This is a genomic window from Pseudomonas asiatica (genome assembly GCF_040214835.1).
GTDB lineage: Bacteria > Pseudomonadota > Gammaproteobacteria > Pseudomonadales > Pseudomonadaceae > Aquipseudomonas > Aquipseudomonas putida_Z.
Window position 1 is genome coordinate 4,971,545 of sequence record NZ_CP157874.1, and the last position, 22,420, is coordinate 4,993,964.

The 22,420-nt window shown below is 63.9% G+C and carries 20 protein-coding genes; 10 read left to right on the forward strand and 10 right to left on the reverse strand.

The window, feature by feature from the left end; genetic code table 11:
• The first annotated feature begins 173 nt into the window (after positions 1-173).
• Positions 174-1,661, forward strand: coding sequence for a methylenetetrahydrofolate reductase C-terminal domain-containing protein (locus ABNP31_RS22205; protein WP_350012764.1), 1,488 nt, complete (start codon positions 174-176; stop codon positions 1,659-1,661).
• Here the strand turns inward: ABNP31_RS22205 and yjiA are convergent.
• The 3 genes from yjiA to ABNP31_RS22220 form a co-directional block, all read right to left on the reverse strand.
• Complete coding sequence (gene yjiA, locus ABNP31_RS22210) at positions 1,621-2,598, reverse strand: GTPase (protein ID WP_015271793.1); 978 nt, start codon at positions 2,596-2,598, stop codon at positions 1,621-1,623. The genes ABNP31_RS22205 and yjiA overlap by 41 nt on opposite strands.
• A 185-nt stretch (positions 2,599-2,783) precedes the next feature.
• A complete protein-coding gene (locus tag ABNP31_RS22215; RefSeq protein ID WP_013974210.1) occupies positions 2,784-2,981 on the reverse strand; it encodes a YbdD/YjiX family protein in 198 nt (65 codons plus the stop codon).
• A gap of 13 nt (positions 2,982-2,994) precedes the next feature.
• Entirely contained in the window at positions 2,995-5,061 is a 2,067-nt protein-coding gene (locus ABNP31_RS22220) for a carbon starvation CstA family protein (RefSeq protein ID WP_024087740.1), read from the reverse strand.
• A gap of 178 nt (positions 5,062-5,239) precedes the next feature.
• Here ABNP31_RS22220 and ABNP31_RS22225 point away from each other — a divergent pair, with 178 nt between their 5' ends.
• A complete protein-coding gene (locus ABNP31_RS22225) occupies positions 5,240-5,605 on the forward strand; it encodes a PilZ domain-containing protein (protein WP_238066928.1) in 366 nt (121 codons plus the stop codon).
• Positions 5,606-5,868: 263 nt separating this feature from the next.
• Complete coding sequence (locus tag ABNP31_RS22230; protein ID WP_085614349.1) at positions 5,869-7,386, forward strand: nucleobase:cation symporter-2 family protein; 1,518 nt, start codon at positions 5,869-5,871, stop codon at positions 7,384-7,386.
• Positions 7,387-7,562: 176 nt separating this feature from the next.
• On the opposite strand, the gene radA is transcribed toward ABNP31_RS22230, so the two are convergent.
• Entirely contained in the window at positions 7,563-8,933 is a 1,371-nt protein-coding gene (radA, locus tag ABNP31_RS22235; RefSeq protein ID WP_003251626.1) for a DNA repair protein RadA, read from the reverse strand.
• 177 nt (positions 8,934-9,110) lie between these two features.
• Between radA and mscL the strand changes: the two genes are divergently transcribed.
• Complete coding sequence (gene mscL, locus ABNP31_RS22240; RefSeq protein WP_063913403.1) at positions 9,111-9,530, forward strand: large-conductance mechanosensitive channel protein MscL; 420 nt, start codon at positions 9,111-9,113, stop codon at positions 9,528-9,530.
• Positions 9,531-9,665: 135 nt separating this feature from the next.
• On the opposite strand, the gene ABNP31_RS22245 is transcribed toward mscL, so the two are convergent.
• Entirely contained in the window at positions 9,666-10,442 is a 777-nt protein-coding gene (locus tag ABNP31_RS22245) for a ferredoxin--NADP reductase (RefSeq protein ID WP_025340641.1), read from the reverse strand.
• A 212-nt stretch (positions 10,443-10,654) separates the two neighbouring features.
• On the opposite strand from ABNP31_RS22245, the gene ABNP31_RS22250 reads away from it, so the two are divergent.
• Together ABNP31_RS22250 and ABNP31_RS22255 are read left to right on the forward strand one after the other, a co-directional pair.
• On the forward strand, positions 10,655-11,362 hold the full coding sequence (locus ABNP31_RS22250) for an autoinducer binding domain-containing protein (RefSeq protein WP_350012765.1): 708 nt from the start codon (positions 10,655-10,657) through the stop codon (positions 11,360-11,362).
• A gap of 96 nt (positions 11,363-11,458) precedes the next feature.
• On the forward strand, positions 11,459-12,583 hold the full coding sequence (locus ABNP31_RS22255) for a methyltransferase (RefSeq protein ID WP_350012766.1): 1,125 nt from the start codon (positions 11,459-11,461) through the stop codon (positions 12,581-12,583).
• A gap of 132 nt (positions 12,584-12,715) precedes the next feature.
• On the opposite strand, the gene ABNP31_RS22260 is transcribed toward ABNP31_RS22255, so the two are convergent.
• Genes ABNP31_RS22260 through ABNP31_RS22270 form a run of 3 tightly spaced genes read right to left on the reverse strand, consistent with a single transcriptional unit; the run spans position 12,716 to position 15,328 of the window.
• Complete coding sequence (locus ABNP31_RS22260; protein ID WP_008094148.1) at positions 12,716-12,871, reverse strand: DUF2474 domain-containing protein; 156 nt, start codon at positions 12,869-12,871, stop codon at positions 12,716-12,718.
• A 9-nt stretch (positions 12,872-12,880) separates the two neighbouring features.
• On the reverse strand, positions 12,881-13,888 hold the full coding sequence (cydB, locus tag ABNP31_RS22265) for a cytochrome d ubiquinol oxidase subunit II (RefSeq protein ID WP_350012767.1): 1,008 nt from the start codon (positions 13,886-13,888) through the stop codon (positions 12,881-12,883).
• Positions 13,889-13,891: 3 nt separating this feature from the next.
• On the reverse strand, positions 13,892-15,328 hold the full coding sequence (locus tag ABNP31_RS22270; protein WP_075046379.1) for a cytochrome ubiquinol oxidase subunit I: 1,437 nt from the start codon (positions 15,326-15,328) through the stop codon (positions 13,892-13,894).
• Positions 15,329-15,672: 344 nt separating this feature from the next.
• On the opposite strand from ABNP31_RS22270, the gene ABNP31_RS22275 reads away from it, so the two are divergent.
• From ABNP31_RS22275 to trmA, 3 genes are all read left to right on the forward strand, one after another.
• The gene (locus ABNP31_RS22275) at positions 15,673-16,893 is read left to right on the forward strand and encodes an MFS transporter (protein WP_025340646.1); all 1,221 of its coding nucleotides are present in this window, start codon (positions 15,673-15,675) and stop codon (positions 16,891-16,893) included.
• 280 nt (positions 16,894-17,173) lie between these two features.
• Positions 17,174-18,469, forward strand: coding sequence for an NCS2 family permease (locus ABNP31_RS22280; RefSeq protein ID WP_015271803.1), 1,296 nt, complete (start codon positions 17,174-17,176; stop codon positions 18,467-18,469).
• A complete protein-coding gene (trmA, locus tag ABNP31_RS22285) occupies positions 18,466-19,551 on the forward strand; it encodes a tRNA (uridine(54)-C5)-methyltransferase TrmA (RefSeq protein ID WP_350012768.1) in 1,086 nt (361 codons plus the stop codon). The genes ABNP31_RS22280 and trmA overlap by 4 nt, the downstream gene beginning before the upstream one ends.
• Positions 19,552-19,678: 127 nt before the next feature.
• Here the strand turns inward: trmA and pcaG are convergent, their stop codons facing one another.
• Positions 19,679-20,284, reverse strand: coding sequence for a protocatechuate 3,4-dioxygenase subunit alpha (gene pcaG, locus ABNP31_RS22290; protein WP_350012769.1), 606 nt, complete (start codon positions 20,282-20,284; stop codon positions 19,679-19,681).
• A gap of 10 nt (positions 20,285-20,294) precedes the next feature.
• Positions 20,295-21,014: a protocatechuate 3,4-dioxygenase subunit beta gene (gene pcaH, locus ABNP31_RS22295; RefSeq protein WP_003251597.1), complete on the reverse strand. Its 720-nt coding sequence runs from the start codon at positions 21,012-21,014 to the stop codon at positions 20,295-20,297.
• A 226-nt stretch (positions 21,015-21,240) separates the two neighbouring features.
• Here pcaH and ypfJ point away from each other — a divergent pair, with 226 nt between their 5' ends.
• Positions 21,241-22,128: a KPN_02809 family neutral zinc metallopeptidase gene (ypfJ, locus tag ABNP31_RS22300; protein WP_025340648.1), complete on the forward strand. Its 888-nt coding sequence runs from the start codon at positions 21,241-21,243 to the stop codon at positions 22,126-22,128.
• Positions 22,129-22,420 lie beyond the last annotated feature (292 nt).

A 22,420-nucleotide genomic window follows, 5' to 3' on the forward strand; every position in this document is an offset into this window, starting at 1 on the left:
ACCGCGCCAGCCTGAAGAGTATGCGATCCCTGTGGGAGCGGCTTTAGCCGCGAAAGTGCCGGCACAGGCAAACCCGGATGTCTCATTCAGAGCACCACCCTGCGCATCCGGACATGACCCCACCCGCCTTCTGCCGCAAAATGCAACCCTGACCAAACCAGGTACCCGGCCCCATGAGCCTGCTGAAAACCGCGCTGCGCGAAAACACCTTCGTCTGCGTCATGGAGTTCGTCCCCAAGCCCTCCGCAGAACGCTTCGCCGCCATGGACGCGATCCTGGCACGTGCGCACCTGTGTGGCTGGCCGATGACCGTGGCCATCGGCGACCGCGTCAGCAGCCCGCTGGACATGTCGCCACTGGACGCCCTCGCCTCGTTCAGCACCCCGGTACCCGCCCTGCCGCACTTCTCCGGCAAGGACCGCGAACGCCACCACCTGCTCGCCCAACTGCAACGCATGGATGCCGCCGGCCTCGACCAGCTGTTGCTGCTCACCGGCGACCGCCTGCCGGGCCACCAGCCCGGCCAGCGCCCGGTGCGCTACCTGGAATCGGTCGCAGCCCTGCAGATCGCCCGCCAGGCCTGCCCGCACTGGCTGCTTGGCGCGGCGCTCAACCCGTTCAAGTACTGCGAGGAAGAAGGCGGCGCCCAATACTTCAAGGCCGAGAAAAAACTGGCGGCGGGCGCCGACTTCCTCACCCTGCAACTGGGTTTCGATGCCGGCAAACACCAGGAAGCCATGCATTGGATGAACCGCCAGGCCGCGCCCAAGCCGATGCTGGCCTGCCTGATGAGCCTCACCCACGGGCGTGCGACGATGCTCGAACACGTGGCCGGCGTGACCGTCACGCCGTCCATGCGCGACATGCTGGAAGCGGAAGCGGCGCAGTCCAAGGCATTTGCCCAGGCGCGCAGCGTCGACCGCCTGGCCTTGCAGATCATCGGCGTGAAGCTGATGGGCTACGCCGGCGTGCATCTGTCGGGGGTTCACGAACTCAAGCAACTGCTGGCCCTGGAGGCACGCATCGAGCACTGGCAGGCGCAAATCCACACACTGGAACAATGGGCGCCGGCCTGGCAGGCCAGCTGGCAGATGCCCGGCCTGCCGGCAGTCAGCTTCCATCCGCCGCAGGCAAGCTGGCGCCAGGGCGAGTCGCGGGTCGATGCCTCGTTCAAGGAGAAAGCGCGCTACCACCTGATGCACGGCATGCATTCGCTGCTGTTCAGCCGCCGCAATGGCCTGAGCAAGGCATTTGGCTGGGCCGTGCGCCAGCCGATGTGGGCTACCCGCCTTGGCGCGCAGGTGCTGCACAAGGTGGAGCACGCGGTGAAGCACCCGCTGGTAGGCTGCAACACCTGCGGCCGCTGCCGCCTGGAAGACACCCTGTACATCTGCCCGGAAACCTGCCCCAAGGGCCTGGCCAACGGCCCCTGCGGCGGCACCGCGCTGAACCGCTGCGAGTTCGGCGACCGCGAGTGCATCCACAGCGTCAAGTACCGCACCGCCAAGGCGGCGCGGCAGACGGCGCTGCTGACCGAGCGCCTGATCCCGTGCATCGAGCTCGAGACACGCCACCGCAGCTCATGGCCGCAGTGGTTCCAGGCCCAGACGCCGCGTCAGCTCAGCCCGCAGCCAGCGCCTCGAACCCAGCCCGAATCGTAGCTTCGGGCAGTTCGTCGGCGATGAACACCATCACGCTCTCGCGGGTTTCACCCTCGGCCCATTCGGCGTCCCAGTCGAAGCCATAGAGCTTGAGCACACCCTGGAACACCAGCTTGCGCGCTTCACCGGCAATGTTCAGCACGCCCTTGTAGCGCAGCAGCTGCTTGCCGTGGGTTTCCAGCAGTTCGTTCATGAAGTCGCTGAGGCGGTCGATGTCCAGCGCGCTTTCCGTGCGCAGCACCAAGGTGGAGATCCGGTCCGGGGTAGCGGGCTTGAGCAGCGGGCGTAGCGCTGGCTTCAGGTTCGCGCCCAGATCGGGGTTGAGGTTGAAACCACGCACATCCAGCAGCTCGGCCAGGTCGATGCGACCATGCTCGACCACGCGAATCGCAGCCCGGCCATTGATGCGGGCCAGGCGCTCGCGCAGGGCCTCGACCGCAGCGGGCTCGACCAGGTCGGTCTTGCTCAGCAGCAGGCGATCGGCAAAGCCGACCTGGGCCTGGGCAATGGTCTGGGTCAGGTGCAGCTCGGCGTGGGCGGCATCGACCAGGGTGATGATGCCATCGAGGATGTAGCGCTCACGCAGCTCTTCGTCGATGAAGAAGGTTTGGGCCACCGGCGCCGGGTCGGCCAGGCCGGTGCATTCGATTACCAGGCGGTCGAAGGCGATCTCGCCGGCATCCAGGCGTTCGAGCAGCAGGTACAAGGCGCGGGTCAGGTCGCCATGGATGCTGCAGCACACGCAGCCATTGGCCAGGGTCATCACCTGCACCGGCTCGTCGCCCAGCAGTTGGCTGTCGATGCCGGCCTCGCTGAATTCGTTTTCGATCACGGCGATCTTCAGGCCGTGCTCGGCCTTGAGCATGTGCTTGAGCAAGGTGGTCTTGCCGGCACCGAGGAAGCCAGTGAGTACGGTTACGGGAATAGGCGTCTGCACGCAGAACATCTCCTGTGCAGTGAAATGGACGGGGGGAGCGCGATCCCTGTAGGAGCGGCCTTGTGTCGCGATCGGGCCGCAAAGCGGCCCCGGATTTTCAGCTTCGCAGCCAAAATTGCCGGGGCCGCGTTGCGGCCCGATCGCGACACAAGGCCGCTCCTACACAGTACCGCGCTAGCCTGGACTTAGCAGCACTTGGGCCCGGACTTGCCGCCATAACGCGCTTCCTGGCGTTCGCGGAAGAACTCCTCGTACGTCATGACCGGCTTGTCCGGGTGCTTGGTCTGCATGTGCTCGACGTAGTTGTCGTAGTCGGGCATGCCGACCATCAGGCGGGCTGCCTGCCCCAGGTACTTACCCAGTCGACCCAGGTCGTTGAACATCGCAGCAGTCCTCTCAAGCGTCAGGCAGGGCCTGGAACGGGGTTTCCTTGTCGGTGCGCTCCTTGCGGCCGAGGGCGGCGAAGCCGACCTTGACAGCGAAGAACAGCACGCTGAACACCACCACCAGGAACAGCACAGTCAGGCCGGCGTTGGTGTAGGCGTTGAAGATCACGTGCTGCATCTGCCCGATGTCCTTGGCCGGGGCCAGTACCTGGCCGGCGTCCAGCGCGGTGCTGTACTTCTTGGCCAGGGCCAGGAAGCCGACTGCCGGGTTCGGGTCGAACAGCTTGATCAGGCCTGCGGTGGTGGTGCAGATCAGCAGCCACACGGCCGGCAGCAGGGTGACCCAGACGTAGCGCTGGCGCTTCATCTTGATCAGCACCACGGTGCCGAGCATCAGGGCGATACCGGCCAGCATCTGGTTGGAGATACCGAACAGCGGCCACAGGGTGTTGATGCCACCCAGCGGGTCGATCACGCCCTGGTACAGCAGGTAGCCCCACAGGGCCACGCAGCCGGCAGTACCGATCAGGTTGGCAGTCCACGACTCGGTGCGTTTGAGCGCCGGCACGAAGCTGCCCAGCAGGTCCTGCAGCATGAAGCGCCCGGCACGGGTGCCGGCGTCTACCGCGGTGAGGATGAACAGCGCCTCGAACAGGATCGCGAAGTGGTACCAGAAGGCCATGGTGTTTTCACCCGGCAGCACCTGGTGCAGGATCTGCGCGATACCCACGGCCAGGGTCGGCGCACCACCGGCACGGGCCAGCACGGTGTGCTCGCCAATGTCGCGGGCGGTGGCCTCGAGCTGCTCAGGGGTGATCAGGAAGCCCCAGCTGCTCACCGTTTGCGCAACCGACGCCACGTCGGCACCGACCACTGCGGCCGGGCTGTTCATGGCGAAGTACACGCCTGGCTCGATCACAGAGGCGGCGACCATGGCCATGATGGCAACGAACGATTCCATCAGCATGCCGCCGTAGCCGATGTAGCGGGCGTTGGTTTCGTTGTCCAGCAGCTTCGGCGTGGTCCCCGAGGAGATCAGCGCATGGAAGCCGGACACCGCGCCACAGGCAATGGTGATGAACAGGAACGGGAACAGGGTGCCCTTCCACACCGGGCCGGTGCCGTCGGTGAACTGGGTCAGCGCCGGCATCTTCAGCTCGGGCGCGATGATCAGGATACCGATGGCCAGGCCGACGATGGTGCCGATCTTGAGGAAGGTCGACAGGTAGTCACGTGGCGCCAGTACCAGCCATACCGGCAGTACCGCAGCGACGAAGCCATAGCCCACCAGCATCCAGGTGATCTGCACGCCGGTGAAGGTGAACGCCGGGCCCCAGGTCGGGTCTGCGGCAATCTGGCCCCCCAGCCAGATCGAAGCCAGCAGCAGCACCACGCCGATGACCGAGATCTCACCGATATGGCCCGGGCGGATGTAGCGCATGTAGATGCCCATGAACATCGCGATCGGGATGGTCGCCATCACCGTGAACATGCCCCACGGGCTTTCGGCCAGGGCCTTGACCACGATCAGCGCCAGTACCGCGAGGATGATGATCATGATCAGGAAGCAGCCGAACAGGGCGATGGTGCCCGGGATGCGGCCCATCTCCTCGCGCACCATGTCGCCCAGCGAACGGCCGTTGCGGCGGGTGGACAGGAACAGGACCATGAAGTCCTGCACCGCACCAGCCAGCACCACGCCGGCGATCAGCCACAGCGTACCGGGCAGGTAGCCCATCTGCGCGGCGAGTACCGGCCCGACCAAGGGCCCTGCACCAGCGATGGCGGCGAAGTGGTGACCGAAGAGGATGTGTTTGTTGGTCGGGACGTAGTCCAGGCCGTCGTTGTTGAGCACCGCCGGGGTGGCACGGCGTGGGTCGAGTTGCATCACCTTGGTGGCGATGAACAGGCTGTAGTAGCGATAGGCGACCAGGTAGATGGCCACTGCCGCGACCACGATCCACAAGGCATTGATCGCCTCGCCGCGACGCAGGGCAACCACACCCAGCGCACAGGCTCCTATGACTGCCAGCGCCAGCCACGGAATGTGGCGTAGCAGGCTATTATTGTTGTTCATGGTTTGCTTCCAGCTGGTGGATTGGAAAAGACCGCCCATCGAGTCTAGGGCGAGTCATCGCGCATTGCCACACTTGCTTTGGTCTAGAGCCTCTGCGGCCAGATTGCGGTACCTGATGTACATACCATTCTAACTATAGTCAGGATGTCACCTGAGGACCTATGCGAGGATCTACCCCATGAGCGATCACGACGAACGCCGCCGTTTCCAGCGCATCCAGTTCGACGCCCCGACCAAGCTGTGCCAGGGCGAACGTTGCTGGGAGGTGAAACTGCTCGATCTGTCCCTCAAAGGCCTGCTGGTCGAATGCCCCAAACCCTGGGATGCCGACCTGACCCAGGATTTCGAAGCGTACATCCTGCTCAACGACGAAGTGACCGAGGTGCAGATGCAGGTTGAACTGCGCCATGAGGAACCAGACCGCCTGGGCTTCATCTGCCTGTACATCGACGTCGAGTCGATGAGCCATTTGCACCGTCTTGTGGAATTGAACGTGGCCGACAGCACCGAAATGATGCGTGAGCTGCGCGAACTCATCGAATAATGAAATCTCTTAGCTAGCTAATGGCTTCCCCACCTTGTGTTTCCTGTCTACCCAGACAGCTTTAAGCCTGGGTAGCAGCGTTTTGTACACACCCCTCTAGCACAGCCTCTGACGAGTTGGTACGCCTTCTGCATTGGGTTCTCGCACACCTTGCGGGCGCTCTTGTGCGCGCTCCGATCAAAATATTGTATACAATTCTTGTGGCAATCATTTGTAGGAAGTGTCTACAGTAGCACCACAACAATAAACAGAGAGCCTGCTCCATGACTACGTCCCCTAGCACGTCTCCCGCCAAGCGCCCCGAGGATGAAAACCTCGGCCTTGGTGCCAACCTGGCCTATGGTCTGCAGCATGTGCTGACCATGTACGGGGGGATCGTCGCGGTACCCCTGATCCTGGGGCAGGCCGCGGGCCTGAACGGTGCCGAAATCGGCATGCTGATCGCCGCTTCGTTGTTTGCCGGTGGCCTGGCCACCCTGCTGCAAACCCTCGGCCTGCCGTTCTTCGGCTGCCAGTTGCCGCTGGTGCAGGGCGTTTCGTTCGCCGGTGTGGCAACCATGGGTGCAATCCTCAGCAGCGAGGGCGGCGGAGGCCTGCCGGGCGTGCTCGGCGCGGTCATGGCAGCGTCGCTGATCGGCTTTCTGATCACCCCGGTGTTCTCGCGCATCACCAAGTTCTTCCCGCCGCTGGTAACCGGCATCGTCATCACCACCATCGGCCTGACCCTGATGCCCGTGGCCGCTCGCTGGGTGATGGGTGGCAACAGCGCCTCGCCGGAATTCGGCAGCGTGGCCAACATCGGCCTGGCAGCCCTGACCTTCGCCATCGTGCTGCTGCTGAGCAAGCTGGGCAGCGCGGCGATCTCGCGCCTGTCGATCCTGCTGGCCATGGTATTCGGTACCCTGATCGCCTGGGCGCTGGGCATGGCCGACTTCAGCAAGGTCACCGAAGGCCCGATGCTCGCCTTCCCCACGCCGTTCCATTTCGGCATGCCGGAATTCCACATCGCCGCGATCCTGTCGATGTGCATCGTGATCATGGTGACCCTGGTGGAAACCTCGGCCGACATCCTCGCCGTGGGTGAGATCATCGACACCAAGGTCGACTCCAAGCGCCTGGGCAACGGCCTGCGCGCCGACATGGCCTCGAGCATCCTGGCGCCGATCTTCGGCTCGTTCACCCAGAGCGCGTTCGCCCAGAACGTCGGCCTGGTAGCCGTGACCGGGGTCAAGAGCCGCTACGTGGTGGCCACCGGTGGCGTGATCCTGGTGGTGCTCGGCCTGCTGCCGATCATGGGCCGGGTGATTGCCGCAGTCCCTACTCCGGTACTGGGTGGCGCGGGCATCGTGCTGTTCGGCACCGTGGCGGCCAGCGGTATCCGCACCCTGTCCAAGGTCAGCTACAAGAACAACGTCAACCTGATCATCGTCGCTGCCTCGCTGGGCTTCGGCATGATCCCGATTGCCGCACCGACCTTCTACCACCACTTCCCGAACTGGTTCGAGACCATCTTCCACTCGGGCATCAGCTCGGCGGCGATCATGGCCATCCTGCTGAACCTGATCTTCAACCACTTCACCGCCGGCAACTCGGACCAGCAGTCGGTGTTTGCCGCCGCGTACGAGCGCACCATCCAGTACTCGGACATTTCAGCGCTGCGTGATGGCGACTACTTCAAGGATGGCAAGCTGTTCGATGCCGAGGGTAATGAAGTGCCGATGCTGGAACTGGACGAGCATGGCAATGAAACGGTCAGGCGCAGTGCGGTTGCCGAGCATTGACTGCTGACTGAGCGGTGAGGTGGGGGGCCGACGCGCATCGTCGGCCCCTTTTTCGTTTTGCCTGTGCCGGCCCTTTCGCGGGTAAACCCGCTCCCACAGGGTTTGCGCAATCCTGAAGCTGATGCGGTACCTGTGGGAGCGGGTTTACCCGCGAAGAGGCCGGTACAGGCCACGAATTATTCGAACAGCGCATCCAGGGCCTGCTCCAGCCGGGTAACGGCAATCACCTGCAACCCTGCCGGAGCCTCTTTCGGCGCATTGCCCTTGGGCACGATGGCCCGCTTGAAACCATGCTTGGCGGCTTCCTTCAAACGCTCCTGACCACTGGGCACCGGCCGCACCTCGCCCGACAGGCCGATCTCGCCAAACACCAGCAGGCCATGGGCCAGGGGCCGGTTGCGCAGGCTGGACATCACCGCCGCCAGCAGCGCCAGGTCCGAGGCGGTTTCCAGCACCTTCACCCCGCCCACCACGTTGAGGAACACATCCTGGTCATGGGTGGGAATACCGCCGTGGCGGTGCAGCACTGCCAGCAACATGGCCAGGCGGTTCTGGTCCAGGCCCAGGGTCACCCGGCGCGGGTTGGCCAGGTGGCTGTCGTCGACCAGCGCCTGCACCTCCACCAACATCGGCCGGGTGCCCTCCCAGGTCGCCATCACCACGCTGCCCGGTACTTCCTCCTGGGTGCGGTTGAGGAAGATCGCCGAGGGGTTGGACACCTCCTTCAGGCCACGGTCTGTCATGCCGAACACTCCCAGCTCGTTGACCGCGCCAAAGCGGTTCTTCACCGCCCGCAGCAGGCGCAGGCGGCCATCGGACTCGCCCTCGAAATACAGCACGGTGTCCACCATGTGCTCGAGTACCCGCGGGCCGGCCAGCGAGCCTTCCTTGGTCACGTGGCCGACCAGGAAGATCGCCGTGCCGCTCTGCTTGGCGTAGCGCACCAGCAACGCCGTGCTTTCGCGCACCTGGGCCACGCCGCCGGGTGCCGATTGCAGCTGCTCGGTGAAAATGGTCTGGATCGAGTCGATCACCATGACCCGCGGTTTCTCGACGCGGGCCGTGGCGATGATGGTCTCGATGCAGGTTTCGGTCATCACCTTGAGCTGGTCCTGGGGCAGGCCCAGGCGCCGGGAGCGCATGGCCACCTGCTGCTGCGACTCCTCGCCGGTGACATACAGCGCCGGCATGCCCACGGCAATGTTGCACAACGTCTGCAGCAGGATGGTCGATTTGCCGATGCCGGGGTCACCACCGATCAACACCACCGAGCCATCCACCAGGCCACCGCCCAGCACGCGGTCCAGTTCGGTGCTGCTGGTGGTGAAGCGCGGGATTTCCTCGACGCTGACTTCAGCCAGGGTCTTGATCTGCGCCTGCTGCCCGGTCCAGCCGGCACGGCCGCTACTGGGTGCAGCTGCGCCGCCGCTTTCGATCATGGTCTCGACCAGCGTGTTCCAGGCGCCGCATTCGCCACACTGGCCGGCCCATTTGGGGAAGGTCGCACCGCACTCGGTGCAGCCATACAAGCGCTTGGCCTTGGCCATGGCTGGGGTCTCCTGGAAAAAAACCGCCATGATAGCCGAGCCGGACGTGCCTCGAACGCCTCGGGATGCGACAAAACTATTCGTTCTAACAGCAGTCTGTGGCCCTGAGCACAACGCATGAAGCGTTTGAGTGGCTTACACTGCGTAAACCTTACCTTTTGTTACAAGGAACCAAACATGGGCATGATCAGTGAATTCAAGGCCTTCGCGGTCAAAGGCAATGTCGTCGACATGGCGGTTGGTATCATCATCGGCGCGGCCTTCGGCAAGATCGTCTCGTCTTTCGTCGGTGACGTGGTCATGCCGCCATTGGGCCTGTTGATCGGTGGCATGGACTTCAGCGACCTGGCAGTTACCCTCAAGGCTGCCGAAGGTGACGTTCCGGCGGTGGTGCTGGCGTATGGCAAGTTCATCCAGACCGTGATCGACTTCGTGATCGTGGCCTTTGCCATCTTCATGGGGGTGAAGGCGATCAACCAGCTCAAGCGTGAAGAGGCCGTGGCGCCGACTGCACCGCCTGTGCCGACTGCAGAAGAGACCTTGCTGACCGAGATCCGCGACTTGCTCAAGGCGCAGAATCAGAACCGCTTGCCTTGAGATTACCGGGGGCTGCCTTGCAGCCCTATCGCGACACAAGGCCGCTCCTACAAGGTTTTTGCATCTCCCAGGAAATCGCGGTTCCTGTAGGAGCGGCCTTGTGTCGCGATGGGCCGCAAAGCGGCCCCAACGGCCTTACCAGTAGTTCTCCACAGCCACCTGCCCCGGCCGCTTGCTCAGGCTCAATTGCAGGTCGCGCGCCTTCAGTACCTTGCGCGTTTCATCAATCATCTCTGGGTTGCCACACAGCATCACCCGCGAATGTTCCGGCGACAGTTCCAGCCCCGCCGCCTTCTCCAGCTCGCCATTCTCGATCAGCGTGGTAATACGCTGGTTCAACGCCCCCGGGTGCGGTTCACGGGTCACCACCGGAATGAACTGCAACTTGCCGGCGAATTCGGCCAGGTAATCGCGCTGCTCCAGCCCAGCGATCTCATCCACATAGGCCAGCTCTTTCGCTTCGCGCACCGAGTACACCAGCTTGATGTTGTCGAAACGCTCCCAGGCCTCGAAGTCCTGCAGGATCGACATGAACGGGGCAATGCCAGTACCGGTCGCCAGCAACCACAGGTCGCGGCCACCGACGAAGCGGTCGAGGGTGAGGAAGCCGAAGGCCTGGCGGTCGATCAACAGGGTATCGCCTGCCCCCAGTCGGCTCAGCTCGCTGGTGAATTCCCCACCGGGCACCACGATGGAGAAGAAGTCGAGGTGCTCGTCATGGGGCGCGCTGACCATGGAATAGGCGCGCCACACCACGCTGCCATCGGCCTTGGTCACGCCAAGGCGCGCAAACTGGCCGGAACGGAAGCGGAACCCCGCATCGCGCGTAACCCGCAGGCTGAAGAGGTTCGGCGTAAGTGGCTGAACATCGAGCAGGGTCTGGCGGGTGAACTTTTCGGCGCTAGCGGTCATATCGGGCTCCAAGTTTGGCGTGCGCACAGTGTCGCGCAAAGTGGCGCGGATAAAAACCACTGCTTTGTAGGGCCTCATCTGCGGCGATCCTGCCGAAGTCGCATCGGATCCTGACCGCTATAACAAAAAAATCTCAGCACATTGGTAGGTCTTTTCCTACAATCATCCGGGCATCCAAACGGACTGGACCTGAGGCACAAGGAGTATTTCAGATGCGCCACTGGAAACCCGAGTATCTTCGTGCGTTCGACGCCGAACGCTGCCCACAGAAGTTGTTCGGCATGGCCGTGGATATGGCGCAAGATCTGGGCATGGAGTATCTGGGGCTGAACATTCGCATCCAGATCGCTACGCAAACACCCCACCTGTTCCTGTACAGCAACTACCCCCAAGAATGGATCGAGCGCTACCAGCGCGATGACCTGCACAAGCAGGACCCGGCTGCCGATTTGAGCCACAAATCCACCATGCCTGTGCTATGGACCGATGACCTGTATCGCGGGGCTCCGCTATTTCGTGAAGCTGCCTGCCAGAGCGGTTTGCGCCATGGCTGGACGCAGTCATTGCACGACCAGCAGCACAACGAAAGCCAGATAAGCGTGGCCAGGTCCACCAGGCCCATCAGTATTGTCGAACTCTACAGAAAGGCCGGCAATGTGCAGTGGTTGAGTCACAAACTGCATGAGGTGATCAGCGCACATCACCTCACTGCACTATGCCCGCCGCAGCCGAAACTGAGCGAGCGGGAGCTGGAAGTGCTGAAATGGTCGGCCGCCGGCAAGACCGCCGCCGAGTGCGCCTGCATCCTGTCACTGTCGCAAAGCACGGTGAACTTCCATATTCGTAGCGTTATCACCAAGACCAACGCCGCCAACAAGGCCGGCGCCATCGCCATCGCCGCCCTGCGTGGCTGGCTCTGAGCTTCAAACCTGCGACCTTGGGCAAAGCCCTGTAGAATCGCCCGGCAAAGCCCGGGGCGAACCGCAACGGGCAGTTTCGTACCCGAGCCAGACGCCATGCCCCTGTTGACCACCCCCTACGCCGAACTCGACCTGATCCGCCAGCCGGAACAGGCCAACGACCCGCTGCAGGCTTTCGATGCCGCCGACGAGTACCTGCTTGCGCAGCTGCACGAACAGGCCCCAGGGGCCGACTGCCGGGTGCTGGTGCTCAATGACAGCTTCGGCGCCCTGGCCGCCAGCCTGGCGAGCAAGCTGCAGGTGGTCAGCAGTGGCGATTCGCACCTGGCGCACCTGGCCCTGGAAAAGAACCTGGCACGCAATGGCCTGCCGTTCGACAGCATGCCATTCGTGCCGGCCAGCGAAAACTGGCAAGGCCCGTTCGACCGGGTGCTGGTGCGCGTGCCCAAGACCCTGGCCCTGCTCGAAGAACAGCTGATCCGCCTGCAAGGCCACCTGGCGCCCGGTGCGCAGGTGATTGCAGGGGCGATGATCAAGCACCTGCCACGGGCGGCCGGTGACCTGATGGAGAAGTACATCGGCCCGGTGCAGGCCTCGCTGGCGCAGAAAAAGGCCCGCTTGCTGACCGCGACGGTGGCCGAACGGCCGGTCGCCCGCTCGCCCTACCCTAGCCGCTACCGCCTCGACGCGCCGGCGCTGGAGCTGCTCAACCACGCCAACGTGTTCTGCCGAGAGGGGCTGGATATCGGCACGCGGGCGTTCCTGCCGCACCTGCCCCGCGAACTGGGCCGCGCACGGGTGGCGGACCTGGGCTGTGGCAACGGCGTGCTGGCGATCGCCAGCGCCCTGACCAACCCGGATGCCCAGTACACCCTGGTCGACGAGTCGTACATGGCGGTGCAATCGGCGCGGGAGAACTGGCAGGCCGCGCTGGGCGAGCGCCCGGCGGTGTTCGAGGCAGCCGATGGGTTGGCGGGGGTAGAGAAGCAGTCGCTGGATGTGGTGCTGTGCAATCCGCCGTTCCACCAGCAGCAGGTGGTGGGCGATTTCCTCGCCTGGCGCATGTTCCAGCAGGCGCGTGAAGCGTTGGTGGTGGGTGGGGCGCTGTATATCGTGGGTAACCGGCACCTGGGCTATCACAGCAAGCTGGCGCGGTTGTTCCGGGGGGTGGAGCAGGTGGCGGCAACGCCCAAGTTCGTCATCCTTAAAGCTCGTAAATAGGCTTTGGGGGCTGCTTTGCAGCCCATCGCGACACAAGGCCGCTCCTACCGGGAGACGCGACAATCTGAATGATCGCGATCCCTGTAGGAGCGGCCTTGTGTCGCGAAAGGGGCGCAAAGCGCCCCCATTGGTTCAATGGGTGGTCAGCCCCGCAGCCCCCATGAACAGGCGCATCACGTAGGCCGCCACGCCCAGGGCCGCCACGCTCATCGCCCAGATCAGCAGCAGCCAGCCCAGCCGCTGCCACAGGGGTTTCTTCTCGTCCAAGCCATGCTTGCCGGTCATCATGCAGCCCTCCTAGTGATAGCCGTCTTCATGGGTCACCTTGCCGCGGAACACGTAGTAGCTCCAGAAGGTATACATGAGGATGAACGGCAGGATGAACAGTGTGCCCACCAGCATGAAGCCCTGGCTCTGCGGTGGTGCCGCGGCATCCCAGATCGAGATCGACGGCGGGATGATGTTCGGCCACAGGCTGATGCCCAGGCCGCTGTAACCGAGGAAGATCAGCACCAACGTCAGCAGGAACGGCGTGTAGTGCGCATTGCGCGCCACCGCCTTGAGCAACCCGTAGAAGGTCACCAGCACCAGGATCGGCACCGGCATGAACCAGACCAAGTTAGGCATGCTGAACCAGCGGTCGGCGATCTGCGGGTAGGCGATCGGTGTCCACAGGCTGACGATGCCGATCACTACCAGCAGCACCAGCGCCAGCGGCCGGGCGATGTCGTGCATCTTCTGCTGCAGCGACCCTTCGGTCTTCATGATCAGCCAGGTGCAGCCCAGCAGGGTGTAGGCAACGATCAGCCCCAGGCCGCAGAACAGGCTGAACGGGGTCAGCCAGTCAAGGGTGCCACCGGCGAAATGCCGGTCGACCACCTTGAAGCCTTCGAGGAAGGCACCCAGCGCCACCCCCTGGAAGAAGGTGGCGATCAACGAGCCCCAGATGAACGCCTTGTCCCAGATATGGCGCTTGTCGGCCTTGGCCTTGAAGCGGAACTCGAAGGCCACGCCGCGGAAGATCAGGCCGATCAGCATCAGGATCAATGGCAGGTACAGGGCCTCCAGCACTACCGAGTAAGCCATCGGGAACGCCCCGAACAGCCCGGCACCGCCCAGCACCAGCCAGGTCTCGTTACCGTCCCACACGGGGGCGACGGTGTTCATCATCACATCTCGGTCCTGCTCGCCCTTGACGAACGGGAAGAGCATGCCGATCCCCAGGTCGAAACCATCCATCACCACGTACATCATGACGCCGAAGATGATGATCACGGCCCAGATCAGCGGAAGGTCGATACCCATGGCTCAGTTCCCCTTGCTCAGGCTGGCGGAGTTGGCCTCTCGGCCATCATCGGCGGCGGACAGCGGCCGCGCCGGCGTGCGTTTGGTGCCAGGGCCACCTGGGTTGTGCTCGTCACCCTCACCGGTCTGCGGCCCTTTGCGCACCAGGCGCATCATGTAGCCAAGGCCGGTGCCGAACAGGGCGAAGTACACCACCACGAAGGCCACCAGGGTGAAGCCGAGCTGGGCGTAACTGTGGTTGGACACACCGTCTGCCGTGCGCATCAGGCCATACACCACCCAGGGCTGGCGGCCGATTTCGGTGGTGAACCAGCCGGCCAGCAGCGCGATCAGCCCGGAAGGGCCCATCCACAGGGCCAGGTACAGGAACGGCCGCGAGGTATAGAGCGTGCCGCGCTTGCGCAGCCAGAGGCTCCACAGGCCGACGAAGATCATCAGGAAGCCCAGCCCGACCATGATCCGGAACGACCAGAAGACGATGGTCGAGTTGGGCCGGTCTTCGGGCGGGAACTCCTTCATCGCCGGCACCTGCTTGTCCAGGCTGTGGGTCAGGATCAGGCTGCCGAGCGCCGGGATCTCGAGCTTGAAGCGGGTGGTTTCGGCCTGCATGTCGGGAATGCCGAACAAGATCAGCGGGGTCGGCTCGCCGGGCACGTTCTCCCAGTGGCCTTCGATCGCGGCGATTTTCACCGGCTGGTGCTTGAGCGTGTTGAGGCCATGGAAGTCACCGATCACCGCCTGGATCGGGGCGACGATCAGCGCCATCCACATGGCCATCGACAGCATCTTGCGCACCGCCGGGTTGTCACGCCCGCGCAGCAGGTGCCAGGCCGCCGAGGCACCGACGAAGAACGCGGTGGCAACGAACGCGGCCGTGGCCATGTGCATCAGGCGGTAAGGGAACGAGGGGTTGAATACCACCGCCAGCCAGTCCACCGGCACCACCCGGCCATCGATGATCTCGTGGCCTTGCGGGGTCTGCATCCAACTGTTGGAGGCGAGGATCCAGAAGGTCGAGACCAGGGTGCCGAGCGCCACCATCACCGTGGAAAAGAAGTGCAGGCCACGGCCGACGCGGTTCCAGCCAAACAGCATGACCCCCAGGAAACCAGCCTCGAGGAAGAACGCGGTCAGCACCTCATAGGTGAGCAGCGGACCGGTAATGGCGCCGGCGAAGTCGGAGAAGCGGCTCCAGTTGGTACCGAACTGGTAGGCCATGACCAGGCCGGAAACCACCCCCATGCCGAAGTTGACGGCGAAGATTTTCGACCAGAAGTGATAAAGGTCACGGTAGACCTGGTTGTTGGTCCGCAGCCAGAGGCCTTCGAGGACTGCCAGGTAGCTCGCCAGGCCAATGGTGATGGCCGGGAACAGGATATGGAACGACACGGTAAAGGCGAACTGCATTCGGGCGAGCTCTAAGGCCTCTATTCCGAACATGGTGCTTCCTCTTCAGATAATCCGGCGTCCGGGCCGCTGGCCCCGTCGCCCACTGCCCCCACGGTAGTCGAGTGCGGCGCGTTGGAATTGTTCTGTTCGATCGCAGGGATTTCGGCCCAAGGGCCCGATCGTTACATCTGGAACGATTGACCCAGATCAACGATTGCTAGGAAGCATAGTCCTGAATGGCCCGCCGGGCCGTGTGGTTGATTGCCGCGTGACCGGTTGCCCCACCCCCTTTCATGACGCGTGAAAAAGTGCCGACCCCGGCAAACAGTAACCGTTTGTTACAAACAGATGATACGCTGCGCACCCCTCTACTGCGCCGAGGCCCCTGGTTTCCGATGTCCGATTCCGCACCGCAGTTGTTGCGTCACCACCGCCCTTTCCTGGCCTTCTGGCTGGCCCGCGTGTTCACCGCCAGCGGCTTCCAGATGCTCACCGTGGCCATTGGCTGGCACCTCTACCAATTGACCGGCAATGTGCTGGACCTGGGCCTGGTCGGCCTGGTCGAGTTCGCCCCACGGGTGCTGTTCATGCTGCACACCGGGCATGTCGCCGACCGCTATGACCGGCGCAAGGTCGCTGCGCTGTGCCAGAGCCTGCAGGGGCTGATAGCCCTGGCACTGGCGCTGGGCAGTGCCACCGACAACGTCACCCGCGAGCTGATCTTCGCCCTCGCCTTCCTGCTCGGTGCCACGCGTTCGTTCGAAATGCCGGCGACCCAGGCGCTGCTGCCCAATGTGGTACCGGCCGGGCTGTTCCCACGCGCGGTGGCGGCTTCGGCCTCGGCCACCCAGTCGGCAACCATTGTGGCGCCGGCGGTTGGCGGCTTCCTGTATGCCTTCGGCAGCATCTGGGTATACGGCCCCACCGTGGCCCTGTACGCCATCGCCTGCGTGCTGACCCTGAGCCTGCAGGCACGCGGCCAGGTGGCCCAGCGCGGACGCGCCAGCATCGAATCGCTGCTGGCCGGCATCCGCTTCATTCGCAGCCGGCCGGACATCCTCGGCGCCATCTCGCTGGACCTGTTCGCCGTACTGCTGGGCGGTGCCACCGCGCTGTTGCCGGTGTTCGCCAAGGACATCCTGCTGACCGGCCCGCTGGGCCTCGGCCTGCTGCGCTCGGCGCCAGCGGTGGGGGCATTGCTGATGTCGCTGTGGCTGGCGCGCTTCCCGTTCGAGCGCAACGTGGGGCGGACCATGTTCACGGCAGTGGGCGTGTTCGGCGTGGCGACCATCGCCTTCGGCCTGTCGACCTCGTTCTGGTTCTCGCTGGCAGTGCTGGTGGTGCTGGGTGCGGCAGACATGATCAGCATGGTTATCCGCGGTGCCTTCGTGCAGTTGGAGACGCCGGATGAAATGCGCGGACGGGTGAGTGCGGTGAACGGCTTGTTCATTGGTGCCTCGAACCAGCTCGGCGAGTTCGAATCGGGGGTGACCGCGCACTGGTTCGGCACAGTGCCGGCGGTGGTGCTGGGTGGGGTGGGCACTTTGGTGGTGACTGGGGTGTGGATAAAGCTGTTCCCGACACTGGCCAAGCGGGACCGGTTGCATAACGGTTGATCTGTAGCCTGTACCGGCCCTTTCGCGGGTAAACCCGCTCCCACAAGGACCGCGCTGCCTTCAGATCTGGTGGAGTACCTGTGGGAGCGGGTTCACCCGCGAAGAGGCCGGCACAGGGAAAAAATTACCATTCCCCAACGGCCATAGGCCCCCGCAAAGCATGCTGGTATGATGCGCGGCTTTTTTCCGCCCCACACAAAACCACGGCAACCGGTACGGTCTGTGCTTTGCTGATGGGGTCGATACATTCATGGCGCCGGGGGCGCCTCGGGGAGCGGGCATGCTGGAAAGGCTGTTTCAACTAAAAGCACACAACACCAATGTGCGCACCGAGATTCTCGCGGGCGTCACCACCTTCCTGGCCATGGCCTACATCCTGTTCGTCAACCCGAGCATCCTCGGCGAGACCGGCATGGACAAGGGCGCGATCTTCGTCGCCACCTGCCTGGCCGCGGCCATCGGCTCGGTGACCATGGGCCTGATCGCCAACTACCCGATCGCCCTGGCGCCGGGCATGGGCCTGAACGCGTTCTTCACCTACACCGTGGTCCTGCACATGGGCCACACCTGGCAGGTGGCACTGGGTGCGGTGTTCCTGTCGGCGGTGATGTTCTTCCTGCTGTCGATCTTCCGCATCCGCGAATGGATCGTGAACAGCATCCCGCTGCCGCTGCGTTCGGCCATTGCCGCGGGTATCGGCCTGTTCCTGGCACTGATCGCCCTGCATAACGCTGGCATCGTCGTCGATAACCCAGCTACCCTGGTGGGCCTGGGCGACCTCAAGCAGCCGGCACCAATCCTCGCCACCCTGGGCTTCTTCCTGATCGTCGGCCTCGAGTCGCTGAAAGTGCGCGGCGCCGTGCTGATCGGCATTCTCGCCGTAACCATCGCCTCGATCCTGATGGGCGTGACGCCCTTCGGCGGCGTGGTCTCGATGCCGCCATCGCTGGCCCCGACCTTCCTGCAGCTGGACATCGCCGGCGCGCTGGACGTGGGCCTGGTCAGCGTGATCTTCGCCTTCCTGTTCGTCGACCTGTTCGACAACTCCGGCACCCTGATCGGCGTGGCCAAGCGCGCCGGGCTGATGGGCAAGGACGGCCACATGCCGAAGATGGGCCGTGCCCTGATCGCCGACAGTACCGCAGCCATGGCCGGCTCCCTGCTGGGCACCTCGACCACCACCAGCTACATCGAATCCGCCGCCGGCGTGAGCGCCGGTGGCCGCACCGGCCTGACCGCCATCGTGGTCGCCGTGCTGTTCCTGCTGGCGCTGTTCTTCGCCCCGCTGGCCGGTAGCGTGCCGGCCTTCGCCACCGCCCCGGCGCTGCTGTTCGTCGCGGTGCTGATGGCCTCGGGCCTGGCAGAAATAAACTGGGACGACGTCACCGAAGCCGCACCGGTGGTAGTGACCGCCCTGGCCATGCCGCTGACCTACTCGATCGCCAACGGCATCGCCTTCGGCTTCATTTCCTGGACCGCCGTCAAGCTGATCTCCGGCCGCCACCGCGACCTGAACCCGGCCCTGGTGATCCTTTCCATCCTGTTCGTCATCAAGCTGGGCTGGTTCAACGCATGAGTGCTGCTTTCGACCCCTCCTCCTACACCACCCAGCTGGACGCCAAGGTGGCCCGGCTGCGCGAGCTGCTGGCACCGTTCGGCGCGCCGGAGCCGGCCGTTTTCGACTCGCCGCGCGAGCATTACCGCCTGCGCGCCGAATTCCGCCTGTGGCGCGAGGACGGCCAGCGCCACTACGCCATGTTCGCCCCGGGCGAGAAGCACAAGGCGATCCTGATCGACGACTTCCCCATCGCCAGCCAGCGCATCAATGCACTGATGCCGCGCCTGAAGGCGGCCTGGCAGGCCAGCGAGGAACTGGGCAACCGCCTGTTCCAGGTGGAGTTCCTCACCACCCTGGCTGGCGATGCCATGGTCACCCTGTGCTACCACCGCCCGCTGGACGATGCCTGGGAAACGGCCGCACGGCAGCTGGCCGAGGACCTGGGCGTGAGCATCATCGGCCGCTCCAAGGGCAAGCGCCTGGTCATCGGCCGTGACTATGCGGTGGAAAAACTCGACGTCGCTGGCCGTGTGTTCAGCTACCGCCAGCCGGAAGGCGCGTTCACCCAGCCCAACGGCGCGGTGAACCAGAAGATGCTGAGCTGGGCCTTCGAGGCCATCGGCGAGCGCGACGACGACCTGCTGGAGCTGTACTGCGGCAACGGCAACTTCACCCTGCCACTGGCCACTCGCGTGCGTCAGGTGCTGGCTACCGAGATCAGCAAGACCTCGGTCAATGCCGCGCTGAGCAACCTCGACGAGAACGCTGTGGATAACGTGCGGCTGGTGCGCCTGTCGGCAGAAGAGCTGACCCAAGCGCTGAATGAGGTGCGGCCGTTCCGCCGGCTGGAAGGCATCGACCTGAAGAGCTACGAGTTCGGTACGGTGTTCGTCGACCCGCCACGGGCGGGGATGGACCCGGATACCTGCGAGCTGACCCGGCGTTTCGAGCGGATCCTGTACATCTCGTGCAACCCGGAGACGCTGGCGGCGAACATTGCCCAGTTGCAGGACACTCACCGCATCGAACGGTGTGCGTTGTTTGACCAGTTCCCGTATACCCACCATATGGAGAGTGGGGTTTTGCTGGTTCGGCGCTGACCTTCAGATCGCCGGGGCTGCTTTGCAGCCCATCGCGACACAAGGCCGCTCCTACAGGAAGAACGCGATTCCCTGTAGGAGCGGCCTTGTGTCGCGATGGGCCGCAAAGCGGCCCCCGAGGTCCGACTCAGAAGTCGAAGAAGACTGTCTCCCCTTCCCCCTGAATACGGATATCGAAGCGATACGCCGTCTTCCCGTCCACTTCACAACGCTTGGCAATCAAGGTTTCACGCCGCTGCGGCTGCTCGATCAGGTTGAGCACCGGGCACTTGGCATTGGCCTCGGCCTCGTCATCGAAATACAGCCGCGTGTGCAGGTGGATGTTGATGCCCCGGGCAAACAGGCTGATGTTGATGTGCGGCGCCATTGGCACGCCCGCAGCGTTGTTCACCACACCCGGCTTGACCGTGTGCAGGGTCCACTCACCGGCATCGAAGGTGGTGGCGGTGCGGCCGAAGCTGTTGAAAGCGTTTTCCAGATTGTAGGCATCCTGGTACTCGCCGTTGGCATCGGCTTGCCACACTTCCAGGAACGAATCGCGCACCAGGTGGCCGTTACCGTCATACACCTGGCCGATCAGCAGGATGTGCTCGCCCGGCGCGTCCGGCTTGGCCAGGCGGTTCCAGATTTCCTGGTCGCGGGTCGGGTTGCCGGCCGCTTCCAGGGCCAGGCCGATGTGCACGTAGGGGCCGGCGGTCTGCGAAGGGGTTTCCGGCAGCAGTTCGATTGGCATGGCGGGGTCCTCAGCAGTTTTCGAAGTGGGTCTTGCGCTGGCCGCGCAGCACGATGTCGAAGCGGTAGGCCAGGCAGTCCATCGGGTTGGCGTTGCTCATGTCGAGCTTGGCGATCAACTGCTGCACGGCTTGCGGGTTGGCGATCGACTTGACGATCGGGCACATCGGGATCAGCGGGTCACCCTCGAAGTACAGCTGGGTGATCAGCTTGGTGGCGATCGACGGGCCGCTGATGGCGAAGTGGATGTGCGCCGGGCGCCAGTCGTTCGGGCCGTTGCGCCATGGGTACGGGCCCGGCTTGATGGTGCGGAAGCTGTAGTAGCCATCACGGTCGGTCAGGCAACGGCCGACGCCACCGAAGTTCGGGTCCAGCGGCGCCAGGTAGCGGTCGTTCTTGTGACGGTAGCGGCCGCCGGCATTGGCCTGCCACATTTCCACCAGGGTATTCGGCACAGGCTTGCCGTACTGGTCGACGACACGGCCGGCGACGATGATGCGCTCGCCGATCGGCAAGCCGCCGTTGTTGAAGTTCAGCAGCAGGTCATGGTCATGGGCGCCGAAGCCCAGGTGGGAAAAGTCCGGGCCGGTGGTTTCGCTGATCGACTGCGGGATGCTGACCAGTGCCTGGCGCGGCGAGCGGGCAATGGACGTCTTGTAGTCAGGCGTAAGGGCTTTCGGGTGCCAGTTGCGATCACGGATCACGAAGCGGCTGTTGTCCTGGGCGGGCATGCCGGTTTCCTCTCTTGGAATTATGGAAATGCGCGGGGGGTTCTTTGAAACCCAGTCGCGGGCAAGCCCGCTCCCACATGCAGTTTCAGGCAGGTAGCGTGCAATGAATATTGAAATCAGCCACATCAAACATAACCATTTGGTTATGCATAAGCACCTTGGCCTGACACTCGCCGCTGTCGTGGACTAATCTTTGTCTTCTTGTTTCACGCTCCGGAGAGCATTCATGGATTGGCGAAAAGGCCGACGCAGCGACAATGTGGTCGATGCCCGAGGCGAAGGTGGTGGCGGCGGCATGCGTTTCGGCGGCGGCAAGGGGCTGGGGCTTGGAGCGGTGCTGCTGATTGTCGGCATCGGCTGGCTCACCGGCCAGGACCCGTTGCAGATTCTTGGCCAGCTCGCCGGCCAGATGGAGCAGCAACAACAGCAGGCACCCAGCAGCGCGGGCGGCAAGGCCCCGCCGGCCAACGACCAGCAGGCCGAGTTCGTCGCCTCGATCCTGGGCGACACCGAAGACACCTGGAAAGCCCTGTTCGCCGAGGGCGGCAAGCAGTACCGCGACCCCAAGCTGGTGCTGTTCAGCGGCCAGGTCAATTCGGCCTGTGGCTTTGCCTCGGCGGCGGTGGGGCCGTTCTACTGCCCGGCAGACCAACGGGTCTACCTGGACATGTCGTTCTTCCGCGAAATGGAAACCCGCTTTGCCGCAGCCGGCGACTTTGCCCAGGCCTACGTGATCGCCCACGAAATCGGCCATCACGTACAGACCCTGCTGGGCGTGTCGGCCAAGGTCGATGCCGCGCGCCGCAGTGGCCAACGCATGGAAGGCGACAATGGCCTGCTGGTGCGCCAGGAGCTGCAGGCCGACTGCCTGGCCGGGGTATGGGCCTACCAGGCGCAGAAGCGCCTGAACTGGCTGGAACCGGGCGACGTCGAAGAGGCGCTGAACGCGGCCAATGCCATTGGCGATGACCGCCTGCAGCAGCAAGGCCGCGGGCGCGTGGTACCAGACTCGTTCACCCACGGCACCTCGGCGCAGCGGGTGCGCTGGTTCAAGGCTGGGTTTGCCGAGGGCGAAGTGAACCGCTGCGATACCTTCAGTGCGCGCAACCTTTGAATAGCTTCCAAAACCGACGCGATCCCTGTAGGAGCGGCTTTAGCCGCGAACACCGGCAAAGCCGGTGCCATCCACCGCGTCGCCTGCTTCGCGGGCATGCCCGCGAAGGGCTGCAGAGCAGCCCCAATCAAGCCAGTTACAAATCTGCTGAAAAAGCGTTTCAGCTTCCTCCATCACTGCCGATAACCCCTGCACGAATCAGCGGGCATCCAGAACAACAACGCCTGGCGATCGAAGATCAAGCGAGCGAAAACAACTTCTGGAGAGCGTGCATGAACAGCTGGTTCGCCAA

Bases quoted from the DNA above. Each gene is read 5' to 3' on its own strand.
- ypfJ (WP_025340648.1), top strand. From the start codon at position 21,241: ATGGATTGGCGAAAAGGCCGACGCAGCGACAATGTGGTCGATGCCCGA.
- ABNP31_RS22275 (WP_025340646.1), top strand. From the start codon at position 15,673: ATGTCCGATTCCGCACCGCAGTTGTTGCGTCACCACCGCCCTTTCCTG.
- ABNP31_RS22250 (WP_350012765.1), top strand. From the start codon at position 10,655: ATGCGCCACTGGAAACCCGAGTATCTTCGTGCGTTCGACGCCGAACGC.
- ABNP31_RS22225 (WP_238066928.1), top strand. From the start codon at position 5,240: ATGAGCGATCACGACGAACGCCGCCGTTTCCAGCGCATCCAGTTCGAC.
- radA (WP_003251626.1), bottom strand. From the start codon at position 8,933: ATGGCCAAGGCCAAGCGCTTGTATGGCTGCACCGAGTGCGGTGCGACC.
- ABNP31_RS22215 (WP_013974210.1), bottom strand. From the start codon at position 2,981: ATGTTCAACGACCTGGGTCGACTGGGTAAGTACCTGGGGCAGGCAGCC.
- mscL (WP_063913403.1), top strand. From the start codon at position 9,111: ATGGGCATGATCAGTGAATTCAAGGCCTTCGCGGTCAAAGGCAATGTC.
- pcaG (WP_350012769.1), bottom strand. From the start codon at position 20,284: ATGCCAATCGAACTGCTGCCGGAAACCCCTTCGCAGACCGCCGGCCCC.
- trmA (WP_350012768.1), top strand. From the start codon at position 18,466: ATGAGTGCTGCTTTCGACCCCTCCTCCTACACCACCCAGCTGGACGCC.
- ABNP31_RS22260 (WP_008094148.1), bottom strand. From the start codon at position 12,871: ATGATGACCGGCAAGCATGGCTTGGACGAGAAGAAACCCCTGTGGCAG.
- ABNP31_RS22270 (WP_075046379.1), bottom strand. From the start codon at position 15,328: ATGTTCGGAATAGAGGCCTTAGAGCTCGCCCGAATGCAGTTCGCCTTT.
- ABNP31_RS22280 (WP_015271803.1), top strand. From the start codon at position 17,174: ATGCTGGAAAGGCTGTTTCAACTAAAAGCACACAACACCAATGTGCGC.
- ABNP31_RS22205 (WP_350012764.1), top strand. From the start codon at position 174: ATGAGCCTGCTGAAAACCGCGCTGCGCGAAAACACCTTCGTCTGCGTC.
- cydB (WP_350012767.1), bottom strand. From the start codon at position 13,888: ATGGGTATCGACCTTCCGCTGATCTGGGCCGTGATCATCATCTTCGGC.
- pcaH (WP_003251597.1), bottom strand. From the start codon at position 21,014: ATGCCCGCCCAGGACAACAGCCGCTTCGTGATCCGTGATCGCAACTGG.
- ABNP31_RS22220 (WP_024087740.1), bottom strand. From the start codon at position 5,061: ATGAACAACAATAATAGCCTGCTACGCCACATTCCGTGGCTGGCGCTG.
- ABNP31_RS22245 (WP_025340641.1), bottom strand. From the start codon at position 10,442: ATGACCGCTAGCGCCGAAAAGTTCACCCGCCAGACCCTGCTCGATGTT.
- ABNP31_RS22230 (WP_085614349.1), top strand. From the start codon at position 5,869: ATGACTACGTCCCCTAGCACGTCTCCCGCCAAGCGCCCCGAGGATGAA.
- ABNP31_RS22255 (WP_350012766.1), top strand. From the start codon at position 11,459: ATGCCCCTGTTGACCACCCCCTACGCCGAACTCGACCTGATCCGCCAG.